Annotated in this window: 21 protein-coding genes and 3 pseudogenes; 10 read left to right on the plus strand and 14 right to left on the minus strand. The window is 39.4% G+C overall.

From position 1 onward, the window contains the following. Positions 1-99: 99 nt before the first annotated feature. On the plus strand, positions 100-426 hold the full coding sequence (locus KA717_37065) for an FHA domain-containing protein (protein ID UXE64901.1): 327 nt from the start codon (positions 100-102) through the stop codon (positions 424-426). Here the strand turns inward: KA717_37065 and KA717_37070 are convergent. The 5 genes from KA717_37070 to KA717_37090 form a co-directional block, all read right to left on the minus strand. Beyond that, positions 423-1,352, minus strand: coding sequence for a LysR substrate-binding domain-containing protein (locus tag KA717_37070; GenBank protein UXE60971.1), 930 nt, complete (start codon positions 1,350-1,352; stop codon positions 423-425). The two genes, KA717_37065 and KA717_37070, sit on opposite strands and share 4 nt — an antisense overlap. Before the next feature lie 215 nt (positions 1,353-1,567). Beyond that, positions 1,568-2,413, minus strand: a complete 846-nt coding sequence (locus KA717_37075; GenBank protein UXE60972.1) for a hypothetical protein — start codon at positions 2,411-2,413, stop codon at positions 1,568-1,570. Continuing rightward, the gene (locus tag KA717_37080; protein UXE60973.1) at positions 2,385-2,924 is read right to left on the minus strand and encodes a hypothetical protein; all 540 of its coding nucleotides are present in this window, start codon (positions 2,922-2,924) and stop codon (positions 2,385-2,387) included. The genes KA717_37075 and KA717_37080 overlap by 29 nt, the downstream gene beginning before the upstream one ends. A 257-nt stretch (positions 2,925-3,181) precedes the next feature. Further along, positions 3,182-3,628 (minus strand): IS1634 family transposase, encoded by a 447-nt coding sequence (locus KA717_37085; protein UXE60974.1) that lies wholly within the window; start codon positions 3,626-3,628, stop codon positions 3,182-3,184. Then, the gene (locus KA717_37090; protein ID UXE60975.1) at positions 3,625-4,668 is read right to left on the minus strand and encodes an IS630 family transposase; all 1,044 of its coding nucleotides are present in this window, start codon (positions 4,666-4,668) and stop codon (positions 3,625-3,627) included. The genes KA717_37085 and KA717_37090 overlap by 4 nt, the downstream gene beginning before the upstream one ends. 84 nt (positions 4,669-4,752) lie before the next feature. On the opposite strand from KA717_37090, the pseudogene KA717_37095 reads away from it, so the two are divergent. Further along, positions 4,753-5,880: pseudogene (locus tag KA717_37095) on the plus strand (IS3 family transposase). Between the two features lie 60 nt (positions 5,881-5,940). Here the strand turns inward: KA717_37095 and KA717_37100 are convergent. The 9 genes and pseudogenes from KA717_37100 to KA717_37140 form a co-directional block, all read right to left on the minus strand. After that, a complete protein-coding gene (locus tag KA717_37100; protein UXE60976.1) occupies positions 5,941-6,480 on the minus strand; it encodes an IS1634 family transposase in 540 nt (179 codons plus the stop codon). A gap of 5 nt (positions 6,481-6,485) precedes the next feature. Further along, complete coding sequence (locus KA717_37105; protein ID UXE64902.1) at positions 6,486-7,811, minus strand: IS4 family transposase; 1,326 nt, start codon at positions 7,809-7,811, stop codon at positions 6,486-6,488. A 70-nt stretch (positions 7,812-7,881) separates the two neighbouring features. Continuing rightward, complete coding sequence (locus KA717_37110; GenBank protein ID UXE60977.1) at positions 7,882-8,406, minus strand: IS1634 family transposase; 525 nt, start codon at positions 8,404-8,406, stop codon at positions 7,882-7,884. A gap of 280 nt (positions 8,407-8,686) precedes the next feature. Continuing rightward, a pseudogene (locus KA717_37115) lies at positions 8,687-9,697 on the minus strand (IS5 family transposase). A gap of 51 nt (positions 9,698-9,748) precedes the next feature. After that, on the minus strand, positions 9,749-10,828 hold the full coding sequence (locus KA717_37120) for an IS1 family transposase (GenBank protein ID UXE60978.1): 1,080 nt from the start codon (positions 10,826-10,828) through the stop codon (positions 9,749-9,751). 192 nt (positions 10,829-11,020) lie between these two features. Further along, positions 11,021-11,308 (minus strand): annotated as a pseudogene (locus KA717_37125) (transposase). A gap of 435 nt (positions 11,309-11,743) precedes the next feature. Then, positions 11,744-12,631 (minus strand): phosphatidate cytidylyltransferase, encoded by an 888-nt coding sequence (locus KA717_37130; GenBank protein UXE60979.1) that lies wholly within the window; start codon positions 12,629-12,631, stop codon positions 11,744-11,746. Between the two features lie 200 nt (positions 12,632-12,831). Continuing rightward, the gene (cbiT, locus tag KA717_37135) at positions 12,832-13,425 is read right to left on the minus strand and encodes a precorrin-6Y C5,15-methyltransferase subunit CbiT (GenBank protein ID UXE60980.1); all 594 of its coding nucleotides are present in this window, start codon (positions 13,423-13,425) and stop codon (positions 12,832-12,834) included. 98 nt (positions 13,426-13,523) lie between these two features. Then, entirely contained in the window at positions 13,524-16,061 is a 2,538-nt protein-coding gene (locus tag KA717_37140) for a glycogen/starch/alpha-glucan phosphorylase (GenBank protein UXE60981.1), read from the minus strand. A gap of 800 nt (positions 16,062-16,861) precedes the next feature. On the opposite strand from KA717_37140, the gene KA717_37145 reads away from it, so the two are divergent. From KA717_37145 to KA717_37180, 8 genes are all read left to right on the plus strand, one after another. Next, positions 16,862-17,260, plus strand: a complete 399-nt coding sequence (locus KA717_37145; protein ID UXE60982.1) for a hypothetical protein — start codon at positions 16,862-16,864, stop codon at positions 17,258-17,260. 19 nt (positions 17,261-17,279) lie between these two features. Further along, the gene (locus KA717_37150; GenBank protein ID UXE60983.1) at positions 17,280-17,381 is read left to right on the plus strand and encodes an NAD-dependent epimerase/dehydratase family protein; all 102 of its coding nucleotides are present in this window, start codon (positions 17,280-17,282) and stop codon (positions 17,379-17,381) included. 287 nt (positions 17,382-17,668) lie between these two features. After that, positions 17,669-18,676 carry an NAD-dependent epimerase gene (locus tag KA717_37155; GenBank protein UXE60984.1) on the plus strand — a complete coding sequence of 336 codons (1,008 nt, stop codon included), beginning with the start codon at positions 17,669-17,671 and terminating at the stop codon, positions 18,674-18,676. A 144-nt stretch (positions 18,677-18,820) separates the two neighbouring features. Further along, the gene (locus KA717_37160) at positions 18,821-20,623 is read left to right on the plus strand and encodes an ABC transporter ATP-binding protein/permease (GenBank protein ID UXE60985.1); all 1,803 of its coding nucleotides are present in this window, start codon (positions 18,821-18,823) and stop codon (positions 20,621-20,623) included. 330 nt (positions 20,624-20,953) lie between these two features. Next, complete coding sequence (locus KA717_37165) at positions 20,954-21,421, plus strand: serine acetyltransferase (GenBank protein ID UXE60986.1); 468 nt, start codon at positions 20,954-20,956, stop codon at positions 21,419-21,421. Positions 21,422-21,472: 51 nt separating this feature from the next. Further along, complete coding sequence (gene murB, locus KA717_37170; GenBank protein UXE60987.1) at positions 21,473-22,339, plus strand: UDP-N-acetylmuramate dehydrogenase; 867 nt, start codon at positions 21,473-21,475, stop codon at positions 22,337-22,339. A 7-nt stretch (positions 22,340-22,346) separates the two neighbouring features. Next, positions 22,347-23,612: a UDP-N-acetylglucosamine 1-carboxyvinyltransferase gene (locus KA717_37175; GenBank protein UXE60988.1), complete on the plus strand. Its 1,266-nt coding sequence runs from the start codon at positions 22,347-22,349 to the stop codon at positions 23,610-23,612. A gap of 112 nt (positions 23,613-23,724) precedes the next feature. Beyond that, positions 23,725-24,711: a glycosyltransferase gene (locus KA717_37180; GenBank protein ID UXE60989.1), complete on the plus strand. Its 987-nt coding sequence runs from the start codon at positions 23,725-23,727 to the stop codon at positions 24,709-24,711. Positions 24,712-24,866: the final 155 nt, after the last annotated feature.

Consider the following 24,866-nt stretch of genomic DNA (forward strand, 5'->3'; position numbering starts at 1 on the left):
TTTATCTTTTTATCGGTTGCCTAATAATAGTATCTTAACTTACGCCTTAGACTACTAGGGCGATCGCTAAACTGTGATATTCGGGTTTGTTCCCAGTTCATTTCTCGCCATCATGCGACCTTACACCGTTTCAGTGAAAATGGCTCTGACTACTATCGAATTTTGGATGGGGATGGACAAGGTAAATTCAGTGTCAATGGTCTATTGATCAATGGCTATAAGGTGGACTGCCATAATCTTTGCCCCGGTGATGAAGTCATTTTAGGGACCCAGATCTCCGTTGTTTATCAATACCGTCAGCACGACAAGTTTCCGACTTTACCGAGTAATGATCCCTTTGACATTACCCTCATTGATCCCAACATGATTGAAGAGGAAGAAGAACCGACTTTCTGGCCGACTTTATCAGCCAAGGAAGAAGTTTAGGGTGTGGTTACTAAAGAAGAAAAAGAGCGAGGAATTTTCTGGCTTTCTGCCAACAGATAATCTAAAAAGGTTTGGGCAATAATCGACAATTGTTTTCCCGCTAAGGAAGCCACATACCAACGACGTTTAATCGGAAAATGCTCCACATTCAAAATGGTTAACTCACTGGATTTTCCTTCCGAGATTAAAGTATGTTCGGACAATACCGAAATACCCATCCCACCGGCGATCGCCTGCTTAATCGCTTCGTTACTGCCCAACTCCAAACGAACATGAACCTGAACATTGTGCTCGGCTAATAAATTTTGGATTGCCTGACGTGTTCCCGATCCCCGTTCCCGCATAATAAACATCTCATTATTGAGGTGCTCAATCGGAATATGCTGAAGCTTGGCCAAGGGATGATCCCGACGCGCAATGACAACTAAAGGATTATCTAAAAAAGGTTGAGAACTGAGATCTAAATCTTCTGGCGGTTGGCTAATAACATATAAATCATCCTCGTTATCCTGCATTCGGCGTTGAATTTGTTCATGGTTTGTCACCTTCAGAGAGACTTCAATCCCCGGATATTGCTGACAAAAAGAACCCAGAATGCGAGGAATAAAATACTTGGCCGTCGTAATCACCGCTAAACGCAAACAGCCTTGCTTTGTCCCTTTAAAATCCGCCACCTTCATTTCAAAATTGTTTAGACGCTGGAAAATATCCTGACAGGTTGACAACAACTCCTTCCCTGCTTCCGTTAAATAAAGACGCTTACCAATTTGCTCAAATAACGGTAATCCAACGGATTTGGAGAGTTGCTTAATTTGACTGGAAACGGTAGGTTGGGTTATAAACAACTCTTCGGCAGCACGAGTAAAACTGCCGTGACGGGCGGTAGCCTCAAAAACTTTTAATTGGTGTAGAGTTGCTTGAATCAAGAGAGGACTATCCTACTTACAGTTCCCTACATCTAGACCAGACAGCCATAGACTCAGGCTTTTATATTTTGAGATCATCATAGGGCATTGTCAATGTTTTGGCAAATGACAACGCCATAATGCAGCAATTCCAAATTCAGAATGTAGTCAAAGATACAAAAGGCTCGATGTATTTACTGGCAAGGGTTTTGCTATGAAAATTGCCAATTAATCAACTAGGAAGAATTCGAGACAGCGAGAGAAACTGAGTCATCAAGCATAAAATCTAAAAGATGATGCCAGCTTTCAAAGAACAGATATTTGGTCAAAGAGAGAATATCTTGAAAGAATCCCTTACGAGTGCCGCGTTGGACGCGAATTCTCTGGTAACGTTCATCAACCAAACCTAAAACCGTGTGCAAGAGAAAAGCCAGCAAATTCAGGGTAAGCAAAACAGAGGCGAGGTGTTGTTTACCATGCCCAAAATTATGCTCTAAGTGATAGCCTCGATTTTTGAGAATATTGTGATTCTCGTTCTCAGTACGCCAACGAGTCCGTCCAGCACGACAGACATCAAGAACGATGTGAGGGGTGAGAAAATGATTGGTAATCCAACTATTGTGATAAAGAAGTTGAGCATCGGATTCGCGGTGGATTTTTAGCTCACACCAGTTAACCAACAAAGCAGGCTGTTGGTCTCGCAGGGGAATCTGATTGAGATAACGGCAGTGCCAAATCTCGAAATACTTCCCATTCCAACGTCGGTGTTGAGTGGTTTTGACTTCTCCATTAGCTTCTAAATAGTTTAACCATTCATAGAGTGTGGGATGAGAAGTCGGTAAACAGACGAAGATAAAGTTGAAATCGTGGTCGAGACAGTGCTGACAAGTGGGCTGACGACTGTACAAGTCATCCCCTAGCAGAGTTATCTTCTGTCCCGCAAACAAACTAGCATGGTTACTTATCCAACGTTTCGCCGCATTTTGCTCACAATCTTGCTTTTCAGAACCGTCTTGAGGGGTAATAAATTCAGGGGGTAAGGAAAAAACTGATTCATGGTCTGGGGAAACAATCACGGGCAATAATGCAGTAATGGAAGTAGGTGACTTTTCCCTGTTTTGACGTTTTGGTTGAACAGCATGGACAATTTACTTTTTCCGAACTGTAGTAATTTGTCCCATCCATTGCTACTAGAAGATTTCCCCTCAATATTTCATAGGCTTTCAAGAATCCCATGCTCCTCAATGCTTGGTAAATTAACCCAAACAAAGGGAATAGACTACTCGCTGCTACCCCATCCACAATGTTGCGAATCTGTTCTACTGTTGGTATTTTTTCTAGTCCAAACAACCTCTGAGCATTATCTCGCCCACAACGGCTGTTAAGCTGACGTTGGTACTCTAAAAATGACTCATTTTGCATAAAAAAGGCGGCAAATGCCCCCAGTATCGCCTCTCTTAGACTATATTTCGTTGCATTACTAACCGAACGGGGGTCATCTATCTTCCCAATGACCTCGTTTAAACAGTGAACGATTCCGTCAAAACTTAGGTCGTTTACTTCCATCTTTCTCTCTGCAAAATCAGTAGACACTTTTCTCTTTATTCATAACTTCCTATAGGTCAAAGTTTTTCTGTCTCTATTTATACCATTTGAATTTGGAATTGCTGGCCATAATGAAAGTCAATGCCATAATCCTCTCAGGGGTTTTGAGGAAAACACTCGAAGCAAAAAACAGAGGGTCTTTAAGAAAGCGAAAACCCCGCTCAACCCCTTGCTGTTGCTTGTAGTGGACAAGCATTTGCTCATCGCTCAACGAGGTTTTATCTAACCCACATTCCGCAGGTAAGTCAAGAGACAAAGTAGTAGTTTTGACATGAAGAGCCAAGAAAGGAAAGAATATGTTTGTGTTTGGAGGTCAAATTAACGATAGTTTGAATGCCGTCAATCTCTAACCAACGGATAAACAGAAAAGACTGAAAGACCCAAAGCAGAGTGGGAATGGCGGTCGGTTTACCCTTTTGATTAGGAATAGTCTGATGGGCAAGAGCCAAAGCCTGTCGTAGACGACGTTGTGCCAAAGTATAAACCAATAAAGAGACAACCATAATCATCATCAAAGCCATAATGCGTTGAGGATTCTTGAGAAAAAGAGCAGAGGCAAAAAAGAAAGGGTCTTTGAGAAAGCGAAAGCCGCGCTCGGTGTTTTGTTGAGCCTTATATTCAGCCTGAGGTGGCCCCCCAAAACTGGACAGTAGTGTAAGCTCTAAATCGAAATCAGGAGAGCTATACTTCAAACGTTCATAATCTGAGATTTATCAAAGCGTTGAAATCGTAAGGTGAGCAGAGAATCAAGCTCCTCCTTATATTTTACGTTAGCATCCTCAAGACATCCTGAAATTGCTGCAGAAAACTGCGTAAAATCTTCATAATATTTTGCGTATAAACACTTCTTCTTCACAAACTTCCACAGTCTTTCAATTAAATTCAAGTTAGGAGAATAAGGAGGTAAGTACAGTAACTCTATTCCTAATGATTCTGCCAACTCCTGTACAATTCGGCATTTTTGATAACGAGCATTGTCTAATACCAACGTAATCGGTATTAATAGTCCTAATTCTGCTATCTTTTCTAGGAGTTCACAAACCTGAGTTCCCGTAATATAAGAACTGTTCGTTACCATAATTACTTCATGGGTAATTGCATTTAATGCTCCTAACACATTAAAACGTTTTCTCCCTGATGGTGACTTAATAAAAATCCTCTTGAAGCACCATATAAAATTTACAAATGCTCCCATTACAAAATGAGAGGCATCTACAAAGAAAACTGCCCTTTTTCCTGCTTTTGCCTCTTCTAGCCTTGGTTCTAGCTCTTTTTCTCTATAGCTATCCTGAGCTTCTACATCTGCTTTTGATGGAATTGTTCCCACCTTTAGACACCTCATTCCTATTGACTTTAAAAATTTTCTGACTTGCGTCGGACTTCTTTTTATTCCTGTTAATTCTTCTATTCTTTTTACTGCTTCATTTATTGTTGCTGGTGGATTTGACTCAAAATATGCCTCAATTGTCCCTTGATGCTCTGTTAACTCGCTTTTCGGGCGATTAAATTTTATTTCTTTTAGTTTTTCTATCCCGCCCTCTTGATAATCACGGATATAGCTTGTCACCGTATTTACTGAAACTCCTGCGAATTGAGCAATTTTTTGATGAGACAATCCCTGACTTTTTAGCCATAAAACTTCCATCTTTAGCTGCACTCTAGGATGCGGGTGATTAAACCGACCGTAAGACAACAGTCTTTTGTCTTCTTCTGTAAATTCTAACTTAATCATTTCTCAGCCTCTTGACTAATTTTTCTATTTTTATTATATTATCTCTTATTTTTAGAATTCGCAACCTGTGACCGTGTTTAGTATATGAGCAACAAGAAAAAACAGTATGGAGCCCAGTTCAAAGCCAAAGTCGCCTTAGAAGCAATTCGAGGAGAGAAAACGGTATCTGAATTAGCCAGTCAATATGAAATTCATCCAACAATGATTAATGGATGGAAACGAAAAGTATTAGACGAAGCTAGTCAAATCTTTGAAACAGAAAACCAAGGAAAAGAAATCAAAGAAAATGCTGAAACTCAGATAAATGAGCTATATCGGCAAATAGGAAAGCTAAAAGTCGAGCGAGATTTTTTAGTGGACAGGTCGGTACAATTGGGGCTACCGACCGAAAAACCTTGGTAGACCCCAAACATTCTGAATTGTGCATTCAACGTCAATGTGAATAATTAGGAATAAATCGTTCGAGTTATTATTACGAACCAAAGGAAATTAGTTCCGAAGAATTGACACTATTGAGACTGTTGGATGAACAATATATGAAAACACCATTTTATGGGAGCAGAAAGATGACAGTATACCTCAACACATTAGGTTATGAGGTAAATCGAAAAAGAGTGATACGATTGATGAATCAAATGGGAATACAAGCAATTTACCCCAAGAAAAGAACAACGTTGCGAAACCCTGAGCATCAAATTTATCCTTACTTATTACGAGACTTAAGCATTGAAAAAGCCAATCAAGTTTGGTGTACCGACATCACCTATTTGCCAATAGGAAAAGGACACTTTTATCTAGTAGCAATTATGGATTGGTTGAGTCGTAAGGTCTTGTCATGGAGGATTAGCAACACTATGGATGTTTATTTTTGTAAGTCAGCATTGGAGGAAGCATTGTCAATTTATGGCAAACCAGACATCTTTAATAGTGATCAAGGAAGCCAATTTACCTCGAAGTACAGGATGTTTAAAGCAAGAAAAAATCCAAATTAGTATGGACAGAAGGGGACGTTGCTATGACAATATTTTTATTGAAAGATTGTGGCGTTCTCTAAAATACGAGTTAATTTACATTTATTCTTTTGAGTATAGAAAACACTTGACAGAAGAGGTAAAAAAATGGTTTAATTTCTATAACAAAGAGCGATTCCATCAAGCTTTAGAATATCAGATGCCAGACCAAGTCTACTGGACAAGTTTGAATTTGGCTTGAGAGGACATTTTTAGTTAGGGAGTCCGTTAACTTCAGAGCTTTACTCCCCGCTATTTTTGTTCAGTCTATTGGGGCCACCTCAATAGTCTGAACCTCAACTTGACTGAGTTGATGATAAGTCAAGGTTTTTGGCCAGAGTTGAGCCTCAGTAAGAGCATCGGCCTCACAAGCAAAATTCTGTCCACAAAGTTTCTGCCATTCTTTTTTGACAACTTTATCGGCTTTCTCAATTTTTTGACTTATAGCTTTATTATCGGACTGGAGACGTTGAGCACTTTCGACCACAAGCCATCGTTGCTGTTCACCCCCATATTCCGAAGCCCTCACTTGCCAACGATAACCGTCCTGTTCACCCTGCTGCCATTGGTCTTCTGATATATTTGCCAAAGTCTCAGTGGCTTCTTTCAGAGGGACACGACTTAACCATTGAATTGACCTCGCCATGCCCACATTTTCCGCCGTATAAAAAGCTCCATCCATCACCGATAAACCTTCCATATTCAACGTTTCTTGACAGTCTTTGATTATCTGGGGAAACACCTTTTTATCCGATTCATTGCCATCTCCTAATTGCATAAAGAGAGGGACACCACCATCCATCCGTGTCAACTTAAAGGAATGGGTTCCCAAATTTGTTGATTGAGAGCGGCCTTTTCTCGATGTCGCTTTCTCTCAGCTTTGACCAAACCAAATAACTTAGCACGTTCAGCCAGATAGGTTACTGTATCAGGCTTTTCTCCTCTAGCAATAGCCTTCGCTACATAGTATAGACTCCGAAACACCATCTCTACTGAGATTTTTTCTTTCGGTTGATTTAGAGCAATCGCCACTTCCCCTACCAATTGATTTAAGACCGTATAGAAAATCAAAGTGCAAATAATCTGGATTTGGACACCATTCTTATTCCCTACCCATAAATAGGCTAGTCCTAAAAGTCTTTTCGTTAATAAAAAGGCTTCTTCGATTGTCCATCGTCTTCGATATAAATCACAGACCTCTTCGGCGGACAGTTGTTCGGGAGACAACACATTTGTTAAATACTGATACCAGATTGTTCCCCATAATACTGAGACTAATCTCACCGGATGCTTGCAAGGATTAGAACGGTAATTTCCCATAATGATAATCTCATCTCTGTAATGACTACCTTGAGACAATACTTGTTTGGTTTTGTAAGATGTACCCGCTCTAAATCTGGTTAGAAAAAACTTTTTAGCTTCTGTTAACAAATCAAACCACACAAAGCTAAAAAATCCCATATCTACGAGAATTAAACCATTTTCTGGTAATTTAGCTGCCAATTCTTCACACCATATTTTATCATTTGATTTATCATTTTCTGTGTACCATAAAGTAACGGGTCTTTGGGTAAAGGCTTCCACTACCATCATTATTTTACCCCCCAATTTACTCTTTTCTTCTTTACTTATTTTCATATTTTTCCTTATCTGCTCTAGCGTTGAGCCATCTGCTATCCACACTGCACTAAACTTTTCTCTTATTTTTTCCCATTTTTCTCCTACTTGGAGCTTCTTCCCTTTTTCGGCTGCTTTTTCTAACACTTCTTTTAGTAATATTGCAAATATTTCGGCTGGCACATTCATCATTCTTTTTGATACTGCCTGTTTGCTTACTTTTAATGATGCTACCCATAGCAATCCCTCTTCCTCTAACAGTCTTACCGCTTCACTTATACCCGCTATTTGACGATACACTATACTTAACACTAATGCCACCATTACTGGTAAATTTAGCACCCTATCTCTCATCATTTTCTCATGAGTTCCCTGTAAATATTTTAATGGTGTAAACATTGTGGGTTCTAGTAATTCAAACAACTCTTTTGTTATTTCAGGGATTTCTACCCCTGGCTGATTTGTCTTACGACGTAAGTCTGGGTTTCCTTTTCTCCGAGGATGTTGTCTTGCCATTTGTTTTTTGCTCACTTTTTTATATACTAACCTTTTTTTCAGCCTACTCTTACTTCCGCCTGCTTTTAGGCTAATCTTTTGTGAGTAGGCATTTTGGCTTAAGTTGACACCAATGACCACCATCTCCACTACATATCATATTTAACATAAACTGTTTTAGGTCTGGTCGTTTATCTCTGGAATAACCAAATTTTATTTTTATGGCTTTTGTCTGCTCGTCTTCCTCATCTTCTATCCTTTCCTTATACTTCCCTTGTACAGACATTGAGGTTGAGTCTAAATGCTTTGACTTTTGTTCTATTCCAAAGATTGCTGCCGCTTTTAGGACTATTTTCGTGAACCGGTTTTTTACCCCCACTCCAAATACCTTATCCAATGACCTTCCTAGCTTGTCATCATTTAAATCTTCTGCTTTTATTCCTTCTCCTAATAGGTGTTCTAATGCTTTTCCTTTAAAAAACTCACTCAACAAATATAACGGAGCATTGATACATCCTAAGCAGTTTAATATCATTGCTTTTACTATTGTACCTACACTGAGCTTTTCTTGAGGATGAGTTCCCACTTCCTCATCGATAATTTCTACTAAACCCATTTCATCTATAATTCCCGCTACGATTCCTAAGTGGTCGAGGTCTTTAATATTTAGGGCTTGCTGAAAAAGTCAAAAAACGAAAGAAATGTGGGTTAGGGAAGTATGGACTGAAAAAGCATAGATAACTTATCCTTATGGAAACAAATCAAAATACAGATTTTGTTTAATCTATTGTTCCTTTCTGTCTAAAAAGGTCAACACAAATCACTCCTCACAAAAGAGAGGAAAATTAACACCATTTTTCACAAGAAAAACGACTCTACAACTTTTTACTTTTTGTCTTCTGAAGTAGAGTAGAAAGATTCATTACCAAAAAGTTCATCGCAATTACCGTTTCCGAGGTCTCAGGTAGTTTGGCCATCACTCGACCAAGACTAAATTTCCTCTTTCCCTGTCCGAATTTACCCTCAATGGCATTACGCACTCTTTCATCTGAGCGTGCCTCTTTCTTTTTTTCTTTGCTCACCTCTTTCGGCGGTCTTCCCAATCGGGGACCACTCATTCTTATATCCCTTTCTTTACAATAAGCTCGATTCGCTTTTGTTCGATAGATTTTATCCACATGAACCGATTCCGGATAACATCCTGTTTCCCTTTTATATTCTTCTATTCGCGCTTGTAAATCTCCCGATTCGTTGTAATTATCCCAACTTAATTTGTCTAAGAAGACAAAGCCATTCACATTACTTGCCGATATTTTAGCTCCAAACTCTACTGCTTTTCCCGCTTTTCCACGCACTATTGGACGCACGTGAGGTTGGCTTACACTCACAATTCTGTTTTCTACTTTATTTGTCTTTTTTTCATACATTTCTAACTGTTGCTCATACACTTTTCCTATCGTTACAAGCTCTTCTTGCTCTTTTTTCGTTAGTTTTTCTAACTTTGCTCCCTCTTCTATCATTTTTTCTATATGAGACAAGTTTCTTTTTATATATCCTAGTTGTTTTTTTGTTCCTTTTCTTCTTTCTTTTTTTGACACACGACGTTTTTTTGCTATGGCTAAGTACTCTTTTCTTGCCACTTCCCTATAAGTCCTCGGCTTTTCTTTCCTTTTCTCTTTTATTTCTTCATACAGCTTATCTATTATTTTTTCTGTTTTTTCTCTGGCATCATTCAATATTCCTATATCCGTTGGATATTTTATATCTGCTGGTGTACAAGTCGCATCTAACAATAACTTTCCTTCATTTTCTTTTTTTTCTGACGCTACACCCGTCGCTTTTTTTTCTATTTCTTTATTAATTTTATTTATTAATTCCATTCCTATTTTTTTACGAAAATGAACCATCGGCACTGGTATCGTCTAGCTAGAAGCTATAAACGTTGCAATACAAGAGGTTCAACAAATCAGGCGAATTTGGAGTAAGTCCTCCCAAGTTAACCCTTTTTGAATTATACCGAGAGCTACCGCAGGAACTTTTTTCGTCGTAAAATGGCTGCGAACAAAGTTATGAACCATCCAGAAAATATCTAGCACTCGCTGTAATCCCACAACAGATTTAGCATAAGTATTTGTTCGACGACGAAAGGCGGCTAAATAGCGTCGTAGAGAACTATTAAATGCCTCAACGTGGTTGGCATGAACATCCTTGTCTTCTGGTTTTTCTGTTGTCTCAGGATGTTCAGTTTTCGGAGTTTCTACTTTCTCTAGTTTACCCTCAGAATCTCGACGTTTACTACTCTTATTTTTTAATCTTACCACCATACCCTTCGGTAATACTTTGGTGGGACGACCTCGCTTCCCAGTCCTTAATACTTCGTGACAAATATTAAATAGCAGTTGACTATATCGCTTTTCTCCATCTGTAAATAACTGGAGAGATTCTGCACTCCTTTCAAATAATTCCGCTACCGTCATCATTGCTTCTAGAAATAATTTCTGCTCTTTTTTACCACATTTTAAATGCCAAATAAAGCGGCTAGCCCTGTCCATGAGCACGATTGTCCACCCCTCAGAGGCACTTGCTTCTTTATTTTTTCCAACTTTTGTGTATAGTTCATCCCCTTCTATTACTAATTTAACAAATTCATTCACTAAGGCGTATAAAAATAATGTCTCTTGTAATCCTGATAATTTCTTTTCCCAATTCAATATTGTTGTTTTTGCGTAGCCGAATACTCGGGCTGCTGCATTTAATCCTATTCCTTCCATTCTGGCTTTTAATACTTTTACAATTTCACTTAATGGGGTTTCTAAGCCAGCGATTACGCTACCATAAGTCTCAGCAAAACAAGAACCACATTCTTGACAGATGAACATTTTACGTTCCCCGTTACCTTTCGTTTGGTAATGAGAATGTATTTTTACTTTTTCACTATAGCAATGAGGGCAGTTTTTCTGAAATAAGGCTTCCTCTTTCTCTTGAGGTAAGCCAATATCACTTAGGAGGTCAATTGAGCTTTTATTCAATGTTGACATTGCTTTCCGTTTTCCCTTTCTTTAATATAATGACAATAATAATAGTATAACAAAAACGGGAATATGTCCAGTCGTAAGTTATTTTCTATTTTCTCAAACTCTTACACCATAACTTTTTCTAGCTTTGATCACACGATACCAGTACCGAACCATCATTGACGCATTAAATGCTTCTTTGCTACTATAGCTTTCCATTCCTATAAAGTACTGTAAATAAGGGTTCTCTTTTATTTGTTCTACTGTTTCTCTGTCACTTTTTCCTGAAATTTCTTTGATAATTAATGCTCCTAATGCCATTCTAAATGATTTGGCTGGGGCTCCTTTTTTTTCTGTGAAGTTTTTTGCATATTCTTCCTCATATTCTTCCCAAAGAATCATTTTTGACATTTCTATCCAACGATTTTCTTCGTCTAACTGCCCGCCGAACAGATTTTTCAAGTTTTCTGGTGTTTCAATTGAGTACTGTTGCTTTCGGTACATCTGCTTTCTCTCTTCTTAATGCAATGGTTTTGAGGCATTCTACCCTATTTTCGTGCATTCTAGCGGTTCTTAATTCGCCTACTATTTTTCTCCGTAAAGGTTTCAGCTTTTTTCAGCAAGCCCTATTTAGGTTATTCATTTTTACTGTTGATTCTATCTAAGACAAGACTCCATTTTAGAACTTTATTGACATTTTTTATCCTTGCCCGAAATCAATGCACAAGTACCGATACTAGCTCGCGTGAACTAGTGCTCCTCTTCGACAACCTGCGGAATGTGGGTTTGAGAGTCAGGGCGAACGCATCTTATTTTTGAAAGGTAGGCTGGATAAGGGTTTCCGAGATCATGATTGATTTTTTATGAAACGCTGAAAATCTTATCAGATAAGGAGTCTAGAATTTAGATGCGTTTGCCCTGATTTGAGAGTGATAAAATTTAGGATAAAAACGGCAATAAAAAGATCACAAAGTAGTAAACCAATGGGGCGGTAAATACGTAGCTGTCAGTTCGATCCAGAATACCGCCATGGCCTGGAATCAATTCTCCTGAATCCTTTACCCCCGCATCGCGCTTCATCATCGATTCGGTTAAGTCCCCTAGCAAGCTCACGATGCCAATCAACATTCCCAGTAAGGCTCCAGTAATTTCCCAATAGGGCCAGTTAAGATACCAGGCTCCCAGTTCCGCGACGAGAATGCTGCCTAGTACTCCCCAAAGGGCTCCTTCTACGGTTTTTTTGGGACTAATATCGGATAATCGAGTGCGTCCTAACCATTTGCCCATGCAATAACCTCCTATATCGGCTGCCCAAATACAACTAAAGGCCAGAAATGTCACCATTAAACCAGAGGGAAAAAGTTCGGGATGAGTCCAGGATTCTGGCCAGTAGCCCATGAGCGGTAGATTGCTGGTAATACTATCTAGGTTTTCAGGAAAATTGGGCAATCCTAACCGCAGCCGTACCCAGTAGCTTGGTAAATAGCCCCCATAGAATAAACCCAGCAGAGAAGTGGAAATATCCGCGATTGTGGCCATTTTCGGCTGAAATAACAGGTAAAAACAAATTAACGTTCCTGTGAGTGGGAAAAAGGCATCGGTAAGTTGAGGCGTGACAGTGGCACTAATTAATAACAGTAACGAGAGAACAATCGTTGTTTTGTTTGCGGGTGTAATTCCTTTGGCTCGGACTAATTGAAAATATTCCCGTAGGCCCAGATAAATGACGAGGGCGATCGCGGCGGCAAAATACCAACCACCCAGAATGAGCATTCCCAAAGCAAGGGAAATAGCAATAATCGTGCTTACAATCCGAGTCCAAGGCATAGCAAGGGAGGGCTGCGTTTGAAAATTAGACTGGGGAAGACCGGCTAAGGTAAAAAAAATGTTAGTTAATCTTAAATGGCCATTAACCTTTCCTTATTGTATGGTATGTCAAACTTGCCGCTTGCCTTTGGTTCTCCATTTACTAGACTTGTACCAAGGCTGGTTCATCATGTTTTCACGTTAAGTTAAAAAGGAGTCTTTTAAAGAGGTTTTTCGCCACTGAGAATGAATACGGGATCAACGGCGGCAAAGGTTTGGTGCAGACCCCTGGTTTCCAAGCGATTAACCCCTGCCTGAACAACTTCCACATTACGAGCTTGTAATTCAGCTAAACCTTCAGAAATCAAATAGAGAGATTCCAGATTGCTGGCGGTGGCAACCACTCGACCTTCGGGTTCCAGATATTTCCAAATCTCCGTCAGGATTCCTTTGATCGGTCTGCCGCCTTCAATACAAACTCGGTCGGGTAACGGCTTCATTGTCGCTAAACATTCTGGCGCGCTTCCTTCTAAGACTTGTACATTTTTTACCCCAAAGCGATCGCAGTTACGACGAATCAGACTGGCAACTTCCTCATCTCGTTCAACGGCAATAATCGTACTTTCGGGACAGAGTAAGGCCAGTTCAATAGGAATGGTTCCTGTACCAGCTCCAATATCCCAGATCACTGACTCGGCTTGCAGACGCAGGGCAGAAATGAGTAAGAGACGAACTTCCCGTTTACTTAAGGGAATTCCTGGCAAACGCTCAAAAAGATGATCGGTAATGCCAGGAGTTTTGTAAGGCCAGAGCATGAAATCTTAACCAGTGAGGTAAAGGAGCGTAATAGCCTAGCTCAAAAAATCAGGGAAAACTACTCTCCCAAAATTAGAAAGCATAGGCTTTATCTAGCTTAACTGATGGAATCAGAATAGTTTTCTTCTAGGGAAATTTGAACCGGTTTTACCCCCCAAATTTCATTGCAATATTCTCGAATGGTGCGATCGCTCGAAAATTTACCCATGCGAGCCGCATTTAGAATTGACATTTTTGTCCATTTTTCCTGATCCAGATAGGTTTTACTGACTAACTCCTGACAGTCAACATAGGACTGATAGTCTGCCAGTAAAATATAGGGATCATGGTACAAAAGAGAATCCACAATGGGACGGAAAAGATCCTGATCGCCATGAGAGAAATAACCGTTGGCAATCCGATCTAAAACCAGTTTCAACTCTTCATTACTTTCGTAGTAGGACATCGGCTGATAACCCTGGGCTTTGATGGCATAGACTTCCTCGGCGGTTAAACCAAACAAGAAAAAGTTTTCCGGGCCAGCTTCCTCCCTGATTTCAATATTGGCCCCATCCAAGGTTCCAATGGTCAACGCTCCGTTCATCGCAAACTTCATATTGCCTGTACCCGATGCTTCCTTACCGGCTGTCGAAATTTGTTCTGAGAGATCCGCCGCCGGATAAATCCGTTGACCCAGAGAAACGTTGAAATTGGGTAAATAGACGACCTTGAGACGACCGCGCACATCAGGATCTTTGTTGACGACCTCACCCACTGCATTCACCAATTTGATAATCAGCTTGGCCATGAAGTAGCCTGGGGCCGCTTTTCCCCCAAAAAGGAAGGTACGAGGCGTGATCTCAATATTCGGATTTTGTTTAATGCGGTTGTAGAGAGAAATAATTTCTAAAACGGCTAGATGCTGACGCTTATACTCGTGAATCCGTTTGACTTGAACATCAAAGAGCGAATTAGTATCCACTTCAATATTGCGATATTTGAGCATATAGGCAGCCAAACTGCGCTTATTATCCTGCTTAATTTCTCGCCAACGGTGACAAAAATCACTGTCATTGATGAAGGCTTCTATTTGTCGCATTTCATCTAAATTTTTCAGCCAACCATCGCCAATTTTTTCCGTAACTAGCTCGGCCAGTTTCGGATTGCTGAGTAAGATCCAGCGTCGGGGGGTGACACCGTTAGTTTTATTGAAGAATTTTTGGGGCCAGAGTTTGGCAAAGTCCCGTAGGGTGTCTTTTTTCAAGAGTTCGGTATGCAGGGCGGCAACACCATTAATGGCATGACTACCCACACAGGCTAGATTGGCCATGCGGATTTGCTTACCATAGCCTTCCTCAATCAAAGACAAACTGCTAACCAGATGCTCGTCTTCTGGGAACCAGGTCTGAAGGTCTTCTAGAAAACGATGATTGATTTCATAAATAATTTCGAGATGGCGAGGTAATAGTTTTTCAAAGAGGCTGACTGACCAGCGTTCTAGAGCCTCTGGCATGAGGGTATGGTTGGTATAGGCAAAGGTTTTTTGGGTGATATCCCAGGCAATATTCCAGTCATAATTGTACTGATCTACCAATAGTCGCATTAATTCGGCGATCGCCACTGCCGGATGGGTATCATTGAGTTGGATCGCAGCCCGTTCATGGAGATTATCTAGATTATCGTGGGTGCGGAGATGAATCCGAATGAGATCCTGAAGAGAAGCTGAGACAAAGAAATACTGTTGGGCCAGACGTAACTCCCGTCCCGCCGGTGTATTGTCGTTGGGATAGAGAACCTTAGAAATGGTTTCCGCATCCATTTTTTCTGCTACGGCCCGATCATAAAGACCGGCATTAAAGGCTTCAAAGTTAAATTCTTCACTGGCTTCAGCTTTCCACAGCCGTAGCGGGTTAACGGTATTGGTTTGATAGCCAGGCACTGGGGTATCGTAGGGAATCGCTAAAATACTGCGTTCAGGAATCCAGACCACTTTGGGATGGCCCTTTTCGTTATGGGCAATTTCCGTATGGCCCCCTAATTTTACTTCGACCGACTCATCAGGACGGGGTAATTCCCAGGGATTACCGAAACGTAACCAGTTATCCGGTACTTCTACCTGCCAGCCATCCTGAATGCGCTGATGGAAGATACCAAACTCATAACGAATACCATAGCCGATCGCTGGAACCTCCAAAGAGGCAAGAGAATCCAAAAAACAGGCGACTAATCGTCCCAATCCGCCATTGCCCAAACCAGGATCAGGCTCCTGCTCAATAATCTCGTCCAGATCTAGTCCGAGTTCGGTCATGACCTGGTTAATCTTTTCGTACAGTCCTAAATTAATCAGGTTGTTACCCAAATGCCTTCCCATTAAGAATTCTGCTGAAAGATAGCAAACCACCTTGACTTGTTCTTCTCGGTAGGTACGAACAGTTTTTAGGAAACGGTGCAACAGGCGATCGCGGATTGTGTAAGCCAGGGCCACGTAATAGTCATAAAGAGCGGCTTGGGAACGATCAATGCCCTGAAGATAAAAAAGATTATCCAGAAAAGCGCGCTTGAGAGTTTCCACACTCATCCCAGTCCGATCATCCTCGATCTGAATGGTGGGTGCTTTATGGAGAACGGGCGTTTGTAGGTCGTTTTTTTCGAGCATGGTTAATCCTTAAAACCGATAATACCGGATAGTTGTCTGGCAGGGGGACTTGCGGTCACAGAGGTATGATAAGCGATCTCCGAGATCTATGACCCAGGGGGCGGGTTGAGACGATTTCACCCTAATAAGTTATAGTTTATTCCTTAACGCCTTTTTAGGCGGATTTCCCTGTCAATCGGCGATCGCGCTCTCTAAATCAACAATCGATGACAAGAATAGATAGAATGAAAGCCCAAGCACTTAAATTTTCTCTTCGTTTGGTGGCAATCCTTCTCTAGTGACTGTCTCAGAACCGATATAGTTGTCTCGAACTAACTTGACAGTTTATAAGATTAGACCTACTATCTCTTTTGTCAGTAGAAAAGAACTGATACTTGTCCATTGGCCCCTTTGCTCGATAGTCCTACATGTCCCAATTTTAATGAGGTGATAAATTTTACTGAATAGGTTGTCGTTTTTGTAAATTCCGTGTAGCATGTGCTCTAGGTTATGACTCTGTTTATAATCTGAAGAAGTAAAACTAAATCCCATTCCTAGCCCAGTAGTTTTCTACTGTAAACCGAAGGAGAAGACACCATTTGAGTGCACTCTAAAGTTTTGGTTGGTAGGGATATTATTGTCTAAATTCAGTTTAATTACGTAGTTCAGTATCAACCTTAATTTATCTCAAATCAGTTTAATCACGTAGTTAAGTGTTGTTATTGTTTGTTAGTATTTCCATGGTTTTCAAAAAAAGTAATCTTAAGTTGATCTTTTAGATCAAGTCTAGTTATTTTACCTACTATTCTTCATGAGAGCTAATGTCTAATAAGCGTAGCAACAGAAGCAAAACTCCTAAATTTTATTGCCCTTACTGTGATCGTCGTCTATGGCGAGAAGGCACAGGAAAGCATAGTCTCTTCTTTCAGGGAGCAGATGAGATTCAGCAGCAATTCGGCTTAACCAAAAAGAAAGCAAGTCTATTAGTTGGACAAAGTTTCGTTCAAGTAGATCGCTCCGTTTGGTTAGAAGAATTTTTCTGTCAAGTTGATGGAAAGATGTGGCTGAAAGTCTCTAAAGATTTAGATGGAACTATTACGACACAAGTAGCCGACCAGAAGCACTGGAAGCAATCAACTAACACGATTGATCCAAATAAACCGAATCCTTCCGTAAGTGAGTTTACCTACCGTATGAGTCGTAAATCAGCCAGAATTTAAACCCTAAATAAAGATTTTAGTGACAGGAGCGGCTGGCTTCATCGGTTTTCATTTCTGCAAGCGTCTCCTTGATGAAGGAAACAATCTATTAGAAATAGATAACTCTCTTCTGTTAGACTAGGAAGACATTTTCAGAACCCAAATACTGAAATCCTTCCATAGCAAGACTTTTAGGCTATTTAAGTTAGGAGGAAAAACACATTTTATTTTATACTCAGAAATAACGACAGAATCCTTGTTGAGAAAAAGTTGTAAGATTTGAGATTTAAAATCATTTCCAAAAGTAACAAAAGAGAGATAAGTACCTAGACAAAGTTGTTTACACAAGGCGATCCTTATACAGTAAGGCTTCTGCGCTTGTCTAATGGGTAATTTATTTTGGAGAACCACTTAATTCAAATAACTATAATGAAGATTTTAGTGACAGGAGCGGCTGGTTTTATCGGCTTTCACCTATGCCAACGACTTCTAAATGAAGGAAACGATGTATTAGGAATAGATAATCTTAACAATTATTATGATGTAACTCTCAAAAAAGCTCGATTAGAGCAACTAGAATCACAAAAGAACTTTCGCTTTCTGAAGTTAGACATTTCTGATCAGAATAGTATTAGCGATTTGTTTGCTCATGAGCTTCCTCAACGTGTTGTGCATTTAGCAGCTCAAGCAGGAGTAAGATACTCTATCCAGAATCCTTACGCCTATGTTGATAGTAACTTAGTCGGCTTTGTTAATATTTTAGAAGGATGCCGCAATCAAAGCATTGAACACCTCGTTTATGCTTCCTCCAGTTCTGTCTATGGTGCTAATACCAAAATTCCTTTTTCAGTTCACGATAATGTGGATCATCCTGTCAGCCTTTATGCCGCCACGAAAAAAGCTAATGAATTGATGGCTCATACCTATAGTCATCTCTACGGTTTACCAACAACAGGATTGCGTTTTTTTACAGTCTATGGCCCTTGGGGAAGACCCGATATGGCTTATTTCTTATTCACCAAGGCAATTTTAGCGGGAGAACCCATTAAGGTTTTTAATAATGGCAATATGAAGAGGGACTTTACTTATATTGATGACATTATAGAAGGGGTAGTAAGAGTTTTAAATAAAATTCCAGAGACAAATGCTAGTTGGAATACTAGTCAGCCAGACCCTAGCAGTAGTCTTGCCCCTTATCGATTGTACAACATTGGCAATCATAATCCTGTAGAATTAATCCATTTCCTTGAGCTTTTAGAGGATTATCTTGGACAAAAAGCTGATAAAAATTTCTTATCAATGCAAATGGGAGATGTTAAAGAGACCTACGCTGATATAGATGATTTGATGAAGGATGTGGATTTTTTTCCTAAAATATCTCTTCAAATAGGATTAGAGTGTTTTGTTTCCTGGTATCGCACATTTTACTCTATTTAAAAGCAGAAAAACTGGCGTTGTCAAATTTAAAGATGATTTGGCTCTGCGTAGATTTGAAAACGCTTTGATAGTATGGCTTTCATTGTGTTGCAATTCTTTTTTCATCTTCTGTTCTGACAACGCCGAAAAATTTATATACCAAAAATGAAACAAAGTAATAATTTAATCCAAGAACTCAGACAATTACTTAGTTATCTAGATAACCGTCGTCGCTCTCAATTAGCTCTTTTAATTATATTAATGCTCTTATCTTCACTTAGTGAAGTGGTTAGTCTTGGTGCTGTAATCCCCTTTCTTGGGGCATTGAGCAATACAAGTAGTTTGTTAGACAATCCCACTCTCAAGCCGATACTAGCTTTTTTCAATATACAATCTTCTTATCATTTGGTAATAGCACTATCTGTTATATTTATTGTTGCCGTAATCTTTACAAGTGTTATACGAATCCTGACAATCAATATTCAAACTCATTTAGCGGCGATTATTTCTAGCGATTTAAGCTGTCAAATTTATAACAAGACTTTACTCCAGCCCTATGAATTTCATTTAATGCAGAATAGTAGCGAATTAATTAATTCTGTTACGACTGATACCCGCCAATTAACGAATGCTATCCTCATTCCTTTAATTAGTGCGGTAAGCACAAGCTTTATCTCCGTTGCTTTGATACTCGCATTGTTTCTAATTAATACATTTGCTGCATTTTTTGTGGTTTTTGTCTTGGGTGGAATTTTTGTGCTTTTATATTTTTTACGAAGAAAGTTACTCGCTCAAAATAGCCAAGTTTTAGTCGCCAACACCCAAAAGCAAATTAGGGTTGTACAAGAAAGTCTCGGAGGCATCAGAGATGTATTGCTGGGAGGAACCCATCGTTTCTTTCAGACTGCCTATCGAAATTCTGACCGTCCTTTTCGTCACGCCCTTGCATCGAATACCACTCTCAGTTTGACACCTCGTTACATTGTTGAAGGTGCTGCCATGGTCGCAATGGCACTGTTGGCTCTTAGTTTAGGCAAGGATGGGGATTTTAGTCTTGCAGTACCCGTTTTAGGCAGTTTAGCATTGGGTGCTAACCGTTTATTACCTGCCTTACAACAAACGTTTTCTTCCCTTGTCAAAATTCAGGGAGCGAGGTCTTCTCTAAGAAGACTATTGGCGGGCTTACAACTCGGAGTCGATCCTTTGAGTAATTGGCAACCCGAAGAAGGACTGGTTTTGGAGAAAGCTCTTGTTTTTGAGAATGTGTGGTTTCGCTACAGTGAACAGACAAGCTGGGTTATCAAAAATCTAAATTTAACAATCAACGCCAAGACTACTGTTGGTTTTGTCGGCAGTACTGGTAGCGGTAAAAGTACGACAGCAGACTTGATTTTAGGTTTACTAAAACCTAAAAAAGGAATCATATGGGTTGATGGTAAACCTTTAGAGGGAGAACGACAACGCCAATGGCAAGGCTGCCTTGCCCACGTTCCCCAACATATATTCCTGTCTGATGCAACAATCACTGAAAATATTGCTTTTGGTATGCCTTTAAGTCAAATAGATCTAGCAAGGGTAGAAAAATCAGCTAAATTGGCTCAAATTGATCATTTTATTCAGGGATTGCCTGATAAATATAATACTTTTGTTGGTGAAAGAGGAGTTCGTCTGAGTGGAGGACAAAAGCAACGAATCGGAATTGCGAGAGCTTTATATGGAGAAACTTCAGTCATTATTTTTGATGAGGCTACCAGTGCTCTAGATAATTCAACAGAACGGGATGTTATGGAATCAATTGTAAACTTAAGTCATCACTTCACCGTTATTTTGATCGCTCATCGCCTAAGCACAGTTGCAGTCTGTGATCGTATTTTTGAATTAAATCAGGGTCAGTTAGTTTGTGAAGGAACTTATCAGGAACTATTAGAAAAATCTCCTACCTTTAGAAATATGGCATCAAGTTTCTAAAAATTGGGATTAAACTTATTTATTATCATATTCATTTTGCAAACCAAAAACTTAATCAAAATTTCCCCGCCGCAAGCGGACGGGGTATGGAAGATGTTTTGATCGCAAACCGACGGTTTCCATTGCGACTTTAAATTTTTCGCTGTAAGCAGCGGGGAATTAACCCAAGAAAGATTAAATGGGTGTGATTCAGTGTACGGAAGAAAAATGCCGTGTGAAGAAATATGTTAAGATATAGCCCTTTTAATCACCCCTGACGAGGCGAAATGCTTACTAAGCAAAGTTCGTAAAAAAACTGAACTTTTACTTTGAGTTTCTAATAAAAGCCGTATGTCAACAAAATTTTTTAAAAAACTTCTTAGACAATTATTTCCATCTCCCCAGCAAAAAATTCACAGATACTACAAATTATCAAGGTATTTCAGCGTACAGGGTTATCATTTTCTTGCAAAATTGATTCGTGAGCGACAGGCAAAGTATGGATGTTATATTTCCGAAAAAGCAATTATTCATCCTAGTGTTCAATTCGCACATCCTGTCGGAATTGTCATTGGTGAAGATGTTGTTATAGAAGAGAATGTTAAAATCTGGCAAAATGTTACCCTCGGTAGTCATGGCAAAGAAGATTCTCCACAAGAATATCCCTATGTTGAGTCTGGTGTAAAAATCTTTTCAGGTGCTGTTATCATAGGGAAAGTTAGAATTGGTAAGAATGCCATTATCGGAGCTAATTGTGTCGTGGTAAGTGACGTTCCTGAAAATAGTATAGCAGTAGGAGTACCTTATAAGAAAGTATGAATTTAGATGAGATTTGTATTATTACTCCGGTTTTTATATATGCTTTGTCCCATGCAAGAAAAAGTTTTATTGGCTTCCTATACAACATGGAAAGTAGGAGGAGAAGCTCTATGGTTAGCCGAACCCAAGTTGAGTGAAATTCGTGAGCTGGTAGCATGGGCGCAAGAAAGATCCATTCCTCTTTATTTTCTCGGTCGTGGTTCGAATGTGTTAATTGATGATGGCGGACTGCCTGGTTTAGTCATCTTAACTCGCAATTCTCTCACTGAGTTAAGACGTGAAGGCGATAATATCATTGCAGGCAGTGGCGTATTTTTACCTCATCTTTCCAAGTTTGCAGCGAAAGAAGGTTTTTCTGGGTTCGAGTTTCTGATTGGTATTCCTGGTACAGTCGGTGGGGCGATCGCCATGAATGCGGGGTTAACGGTTTTTCGCCCTCGTGAAATAGCAGAAACAGTTAAGGATTTTGATGTAATAAATCTAGATGGCAGTATTGAAACCCTAACAATGAAAGATGTTCAAGCTAGTTATCGTTATACTGATTTGCTGAATGGTAAACGATTAATTTTGCAAGCTCGCTTTTCTTTAACAGAAGAAGGCAATCCTTATGAGATCAAGAATAATACTTTTGCACATCTTGCTGAACGTAAGCGAAAACAACCGCTAGATAAGCTTACTGCTGGCAGTACTTTTAAGTCGCCTTCAGGAAGCCATGGAGCCGGCTGGTATATTGAACAAGCTGGTTTAAAGGGTGTTCAAGTTGGTGGAGCAAGAGTTAGCCCAGTCCATGCAAACTGGATCGAAAATTTAGGTAGCGCGACAGCCGAGGATATTCGACAGCTAATCATCCATATTCAAAGCACCGTTGAAAGTAAAATTGGAATCAAGCTAGAACCTGAAGTTCGCTTCCTACCTTAAAAGAATAATGGAAACTCTAAATCAGCTTGTTATTTATCCTTCCCGTTTAATAGGCGAAGTAAAAGTCAGTGGGGCCAAAAATTCTTCTCTTCGCCTTTTAGCAGCTTCTCTATTAACATCAGCTCCTGTTCGACTCAAAAACTATCCTAGTACCCTGCTCGATGCTTGTCTTCACGTCGAGATGCTTGAAGCATTAGGTAAAAAATGTAGTTTAATCAATGCAAATGAAATAGAAATTACAGAATTGAGCACTCCTCCCTCAGAATTATCGTGGAATAAGCGTTCAATTCGTAATACTTTACTAATTCTGGGCGCGTTAGTTAGTCGTACGGGTCAAGGTAAGGTTCCTCTACCAGGAGGTTGCCAATTGGGGGATCGAAAATACGATATTCATGTGCTGGTATTGGAATCCCTCGGTGCTAAAGTGTGGGAAGAAAATAGTTACCTTTGTGCGGAAATTCCCAATCGTAAAAAGCTTAAAGGAACAGATATTTTTCTGCCAATCCGTTCCACAGGAGCGACAGAAAATAGTATTATTGCTTCGTGTTTGGCAGAAGGTACAACCCGTATTTGGGGCCCTCATATTCGTCCCGAAATTCACGATTTGATTAAGTTTTTACAATCTCTAGGAGCAAAAATAGAAGTACATGGACAAGAGAGTATCTTTGTCGAAGGAGTTAACGAATTAGGTGGAAACAGCCATGAAATTATTGCCGATAATGTTGAAGCTCTAACCTGGCTCATCGGCTCAGCTATAACGAATGGAGATGTAGAAATCATCGATTTTCCCTTTGAACATTTAGAAGTTCCCCTTATTCATCTACGAGAAAGTGGAGTTCGTTTCTATCGCTCAGAAAATCGTCTCATTGTTAGGGGTTCTAAATGCTATCCTATTGATATAAGTACAGGCCCATATCCTGGTATTAATTCAGATATGCAGCCTCTTTTTGCTGTTTTGGGAGCGATGGCAAAAGGAGAAAGTAGAATTATTGATCTACGATTTCCAGGACGTTACACTTACGCAGAAGAATTGGCAAAAATGGGCATGAACTATGAAATAAAAGAGAATCTTTTATTGATTCAAGGCGGCAACAATCTTCAAGGTACTGAAGTGAAAGCTTTAGATTTAAGAGCAGGAGCTGCACTAATGATTGCAGGTTTTATAGCAAACACTCCAACTACGATTACCCATGCCTGGCAAATTTCAAGAGGCTATGACCAACTGGATAAAAAATTATCTCAACTGGGTGCCATTGCTTTGTTCAAGAACTAGTTATACTTTCCATTTTCGATAAATAACTCTTATAAATAATCCCTAGTTATTTGTTTATTTTTTCAGTGTAAATATCTTAGTTAAAAAAGTAACTAAATCAAATACTTCTCAAATGGTTAATCAACCACTTATTTCTGTTATTTCCTGTTTTTATAATCGTTCTAATTCTGTACAACCTTCTGTTGACAGCTTACTCAATCAGACATACTCAAATATTGAAGTTATTTTAGTCAATGATGGCTCCACCGATAACACGCTAGAGAAACTTGCCGCTTATCAAGATCCACGAGTTCGTCTAATTACTCATGACAATAAAGGGTTTGTTCGTGCATTATGTAATGCAATTTCTTTATCCCAAGGAGAATTAATAGCAATTCATGGTTCTGGTGATATTTCTTTACCTCAGCGAATAGAGAGACAAGTTGAACTTTTGATCAAGAATCCCGATGTTGGAGTTGTCGGTTGTCATATTAAATATTTCAATATAGTCCAAAATCAGTGGGTATTTATCCGTCGAATAGTTAATCCAGATCAATTTTCTCAATTAATAAGAGGTAATATATTTTTACATGGTGAAATTATGTTTCGGCGTACTTGTTATGAGCGAGTTGGAGGCTATCGTGAGTTTTTTGAGTTTTCTCAAGATTACGACCTTTGGTTACGCATGGCTCCAATAACCCGTTTTGAGATTGTTCCTGAAGTTTTATATCAATCTGAACGAATAGAGGATTCTGTGACAAAGATTCCCAGCAAAGCAAAAAAGCAAGCTTTGTTATCGGAATTTGCAATCGTCTGTGCCCTTACTAGAAAAAATCAAGGGTTTGATCCCCTAGAAAGAGATGGTATTGAGGCATTTAAAAGTTTTGTTGATAGTAGTGGGAAAATACATTATAGATTGAGAAGTCTAGCATCTCGTTACCTAGCTGATAACCAATTTGAATCTTCTAAAGAATTAATGACAGAAGCCGTTTCTTTAAATCCTTCAGTTTTTAACAAATTTATTCTGGCAGCTATAATCATAGCCCAAAAAAAAAATCTGAGAAAACCCATAAAATTAATATTTCAATGGCGTTCAAAACTTCTAAATTTAAGAAAATAACACAAAGAAAAAATCCAGTCTATATTTGTGGTACTTGTCAAAATTTCAATGTATATTTTTGCTATAATCTTTGCCTGTATGGTTAGTGACTAAATAACATTTTGTTGTTATTAATCAAGATAACAAAAAATTCAATCTTCTAAAGTCGTAAATAA

It is taken from the genome of Woronichinia naegeliana WA131 (genome assembly GCA_025370055.1).
Taxonomy (GTDB): Bacteria; Cyanobacteriota; Cyanobacteriia; order Cyanobacteriales; family Microcystaceae; genus Woronichinia; species Woronichinia naegeliana.

Excerpts from the sequence above, each read along its gene's own strand:
- KA717_37140 (UXE60981.1), bottom strand. The coding sequence starts at position 16,061 with ATGCTCGAAAAAAACGACCTACAAACGCCCGTTCTCCATAAAGCACCC.
- KA717_37165 (UXE60986.1), top strand. The coding sequence starts at position 20,954 with ATGTCAACAAAATTTTTTAAAAAACTTCTTAGACAATTATTTCCATCT.
- KA717_37100 (UXE60976.1), bottom strand. The coding sequence starts at position 6,480 with ATGGATGGTGGTGTCCCTCTCTTTATGCAATTAGGAGATGGCAATGAA.
- KA717_37110 (UXE60977.1), bottom strand. The coding sequence starts at position 8,406 with ATGGGTTTAGTAGAAATTATCGATGAGGAAGTGGGAACTCATCCTCAA.
- KA717_37180 (UXE60989.1), top strand. The coding sequence starts at position 23,725 with ATGGTTAATCAACCACTTATTTCTGTTATTTCCTGTTTTTATAATCGT.
- KA717_37145 (UXE60982.1), top strand. The coding sequence starts at position 16,862 with ATGTCTAATAAGCGTAGCAACAGAAGCAAAACTCCTAAATTTTATTGC.
- KA717_37130 (UXE60979.1), bottom strand. The coding sequence starts at position 12,631 with ATGCCTTGGACTCGGATTGTAAGCACGATTATTGCTATTTCCCTTGCT.
- KA717_37120 (UXE60978.1), bottom strand. The coding sequence starts at position 10,828 with ATGTCAACATTGAATAAAAGCTCAATTGACCTCCTAAGTGATATTGGC.
- KA717_37175 (UXE60988.1), top strand. The coding sequence starts at position 22,347 with ATGGAAACTCTAAATCAGCTTGTTATTTATCCTTCCCGTTTAATAGGC.
- KA717_37160 (UXE60985.1), top strand. The coding sequence starts at position 18,821 with ATGAAACAAAGTAATAATTTAATCCAAGAACTCAGACAATTACTTAGT.
- murB (UXE60987.1), top strand. The coding sequence starts at position 21,473 with ATGCAAGAAAAAGTTTTATTGGCTTCCTATACAACATGGAAAGTAGGA.
- KA717_37155 (UXE60984.1), top strand. The coding sequence starts at position 17,669 with ATGAAGATTTTAGTGACAGGAGCGGCTGGTTTTATCGGCTTTCACCTA.
- KA717_37105 (UXE64902.1), bottom strand. The coding sequence starts at position 7,811 with ATGGCAAGACAACATCCTCGGAGAAAAGGAAACCCAGACTTACGTCGT.
- KA717_37090 (UXE60975.1), bottom strand. The coding sequence starts at position 4,668 with ATGATTAAGTTAGAATTTACAGAAGAAGACAAAAGACTGTTGTCTTAC.
- cbiT (UXE60980.1), bottom strand. The coding sequence starts at position 13,425 with ATGCTCTGGCCTTACAAAACTCCTGGCATTACCGATCATCTTTTTGAG.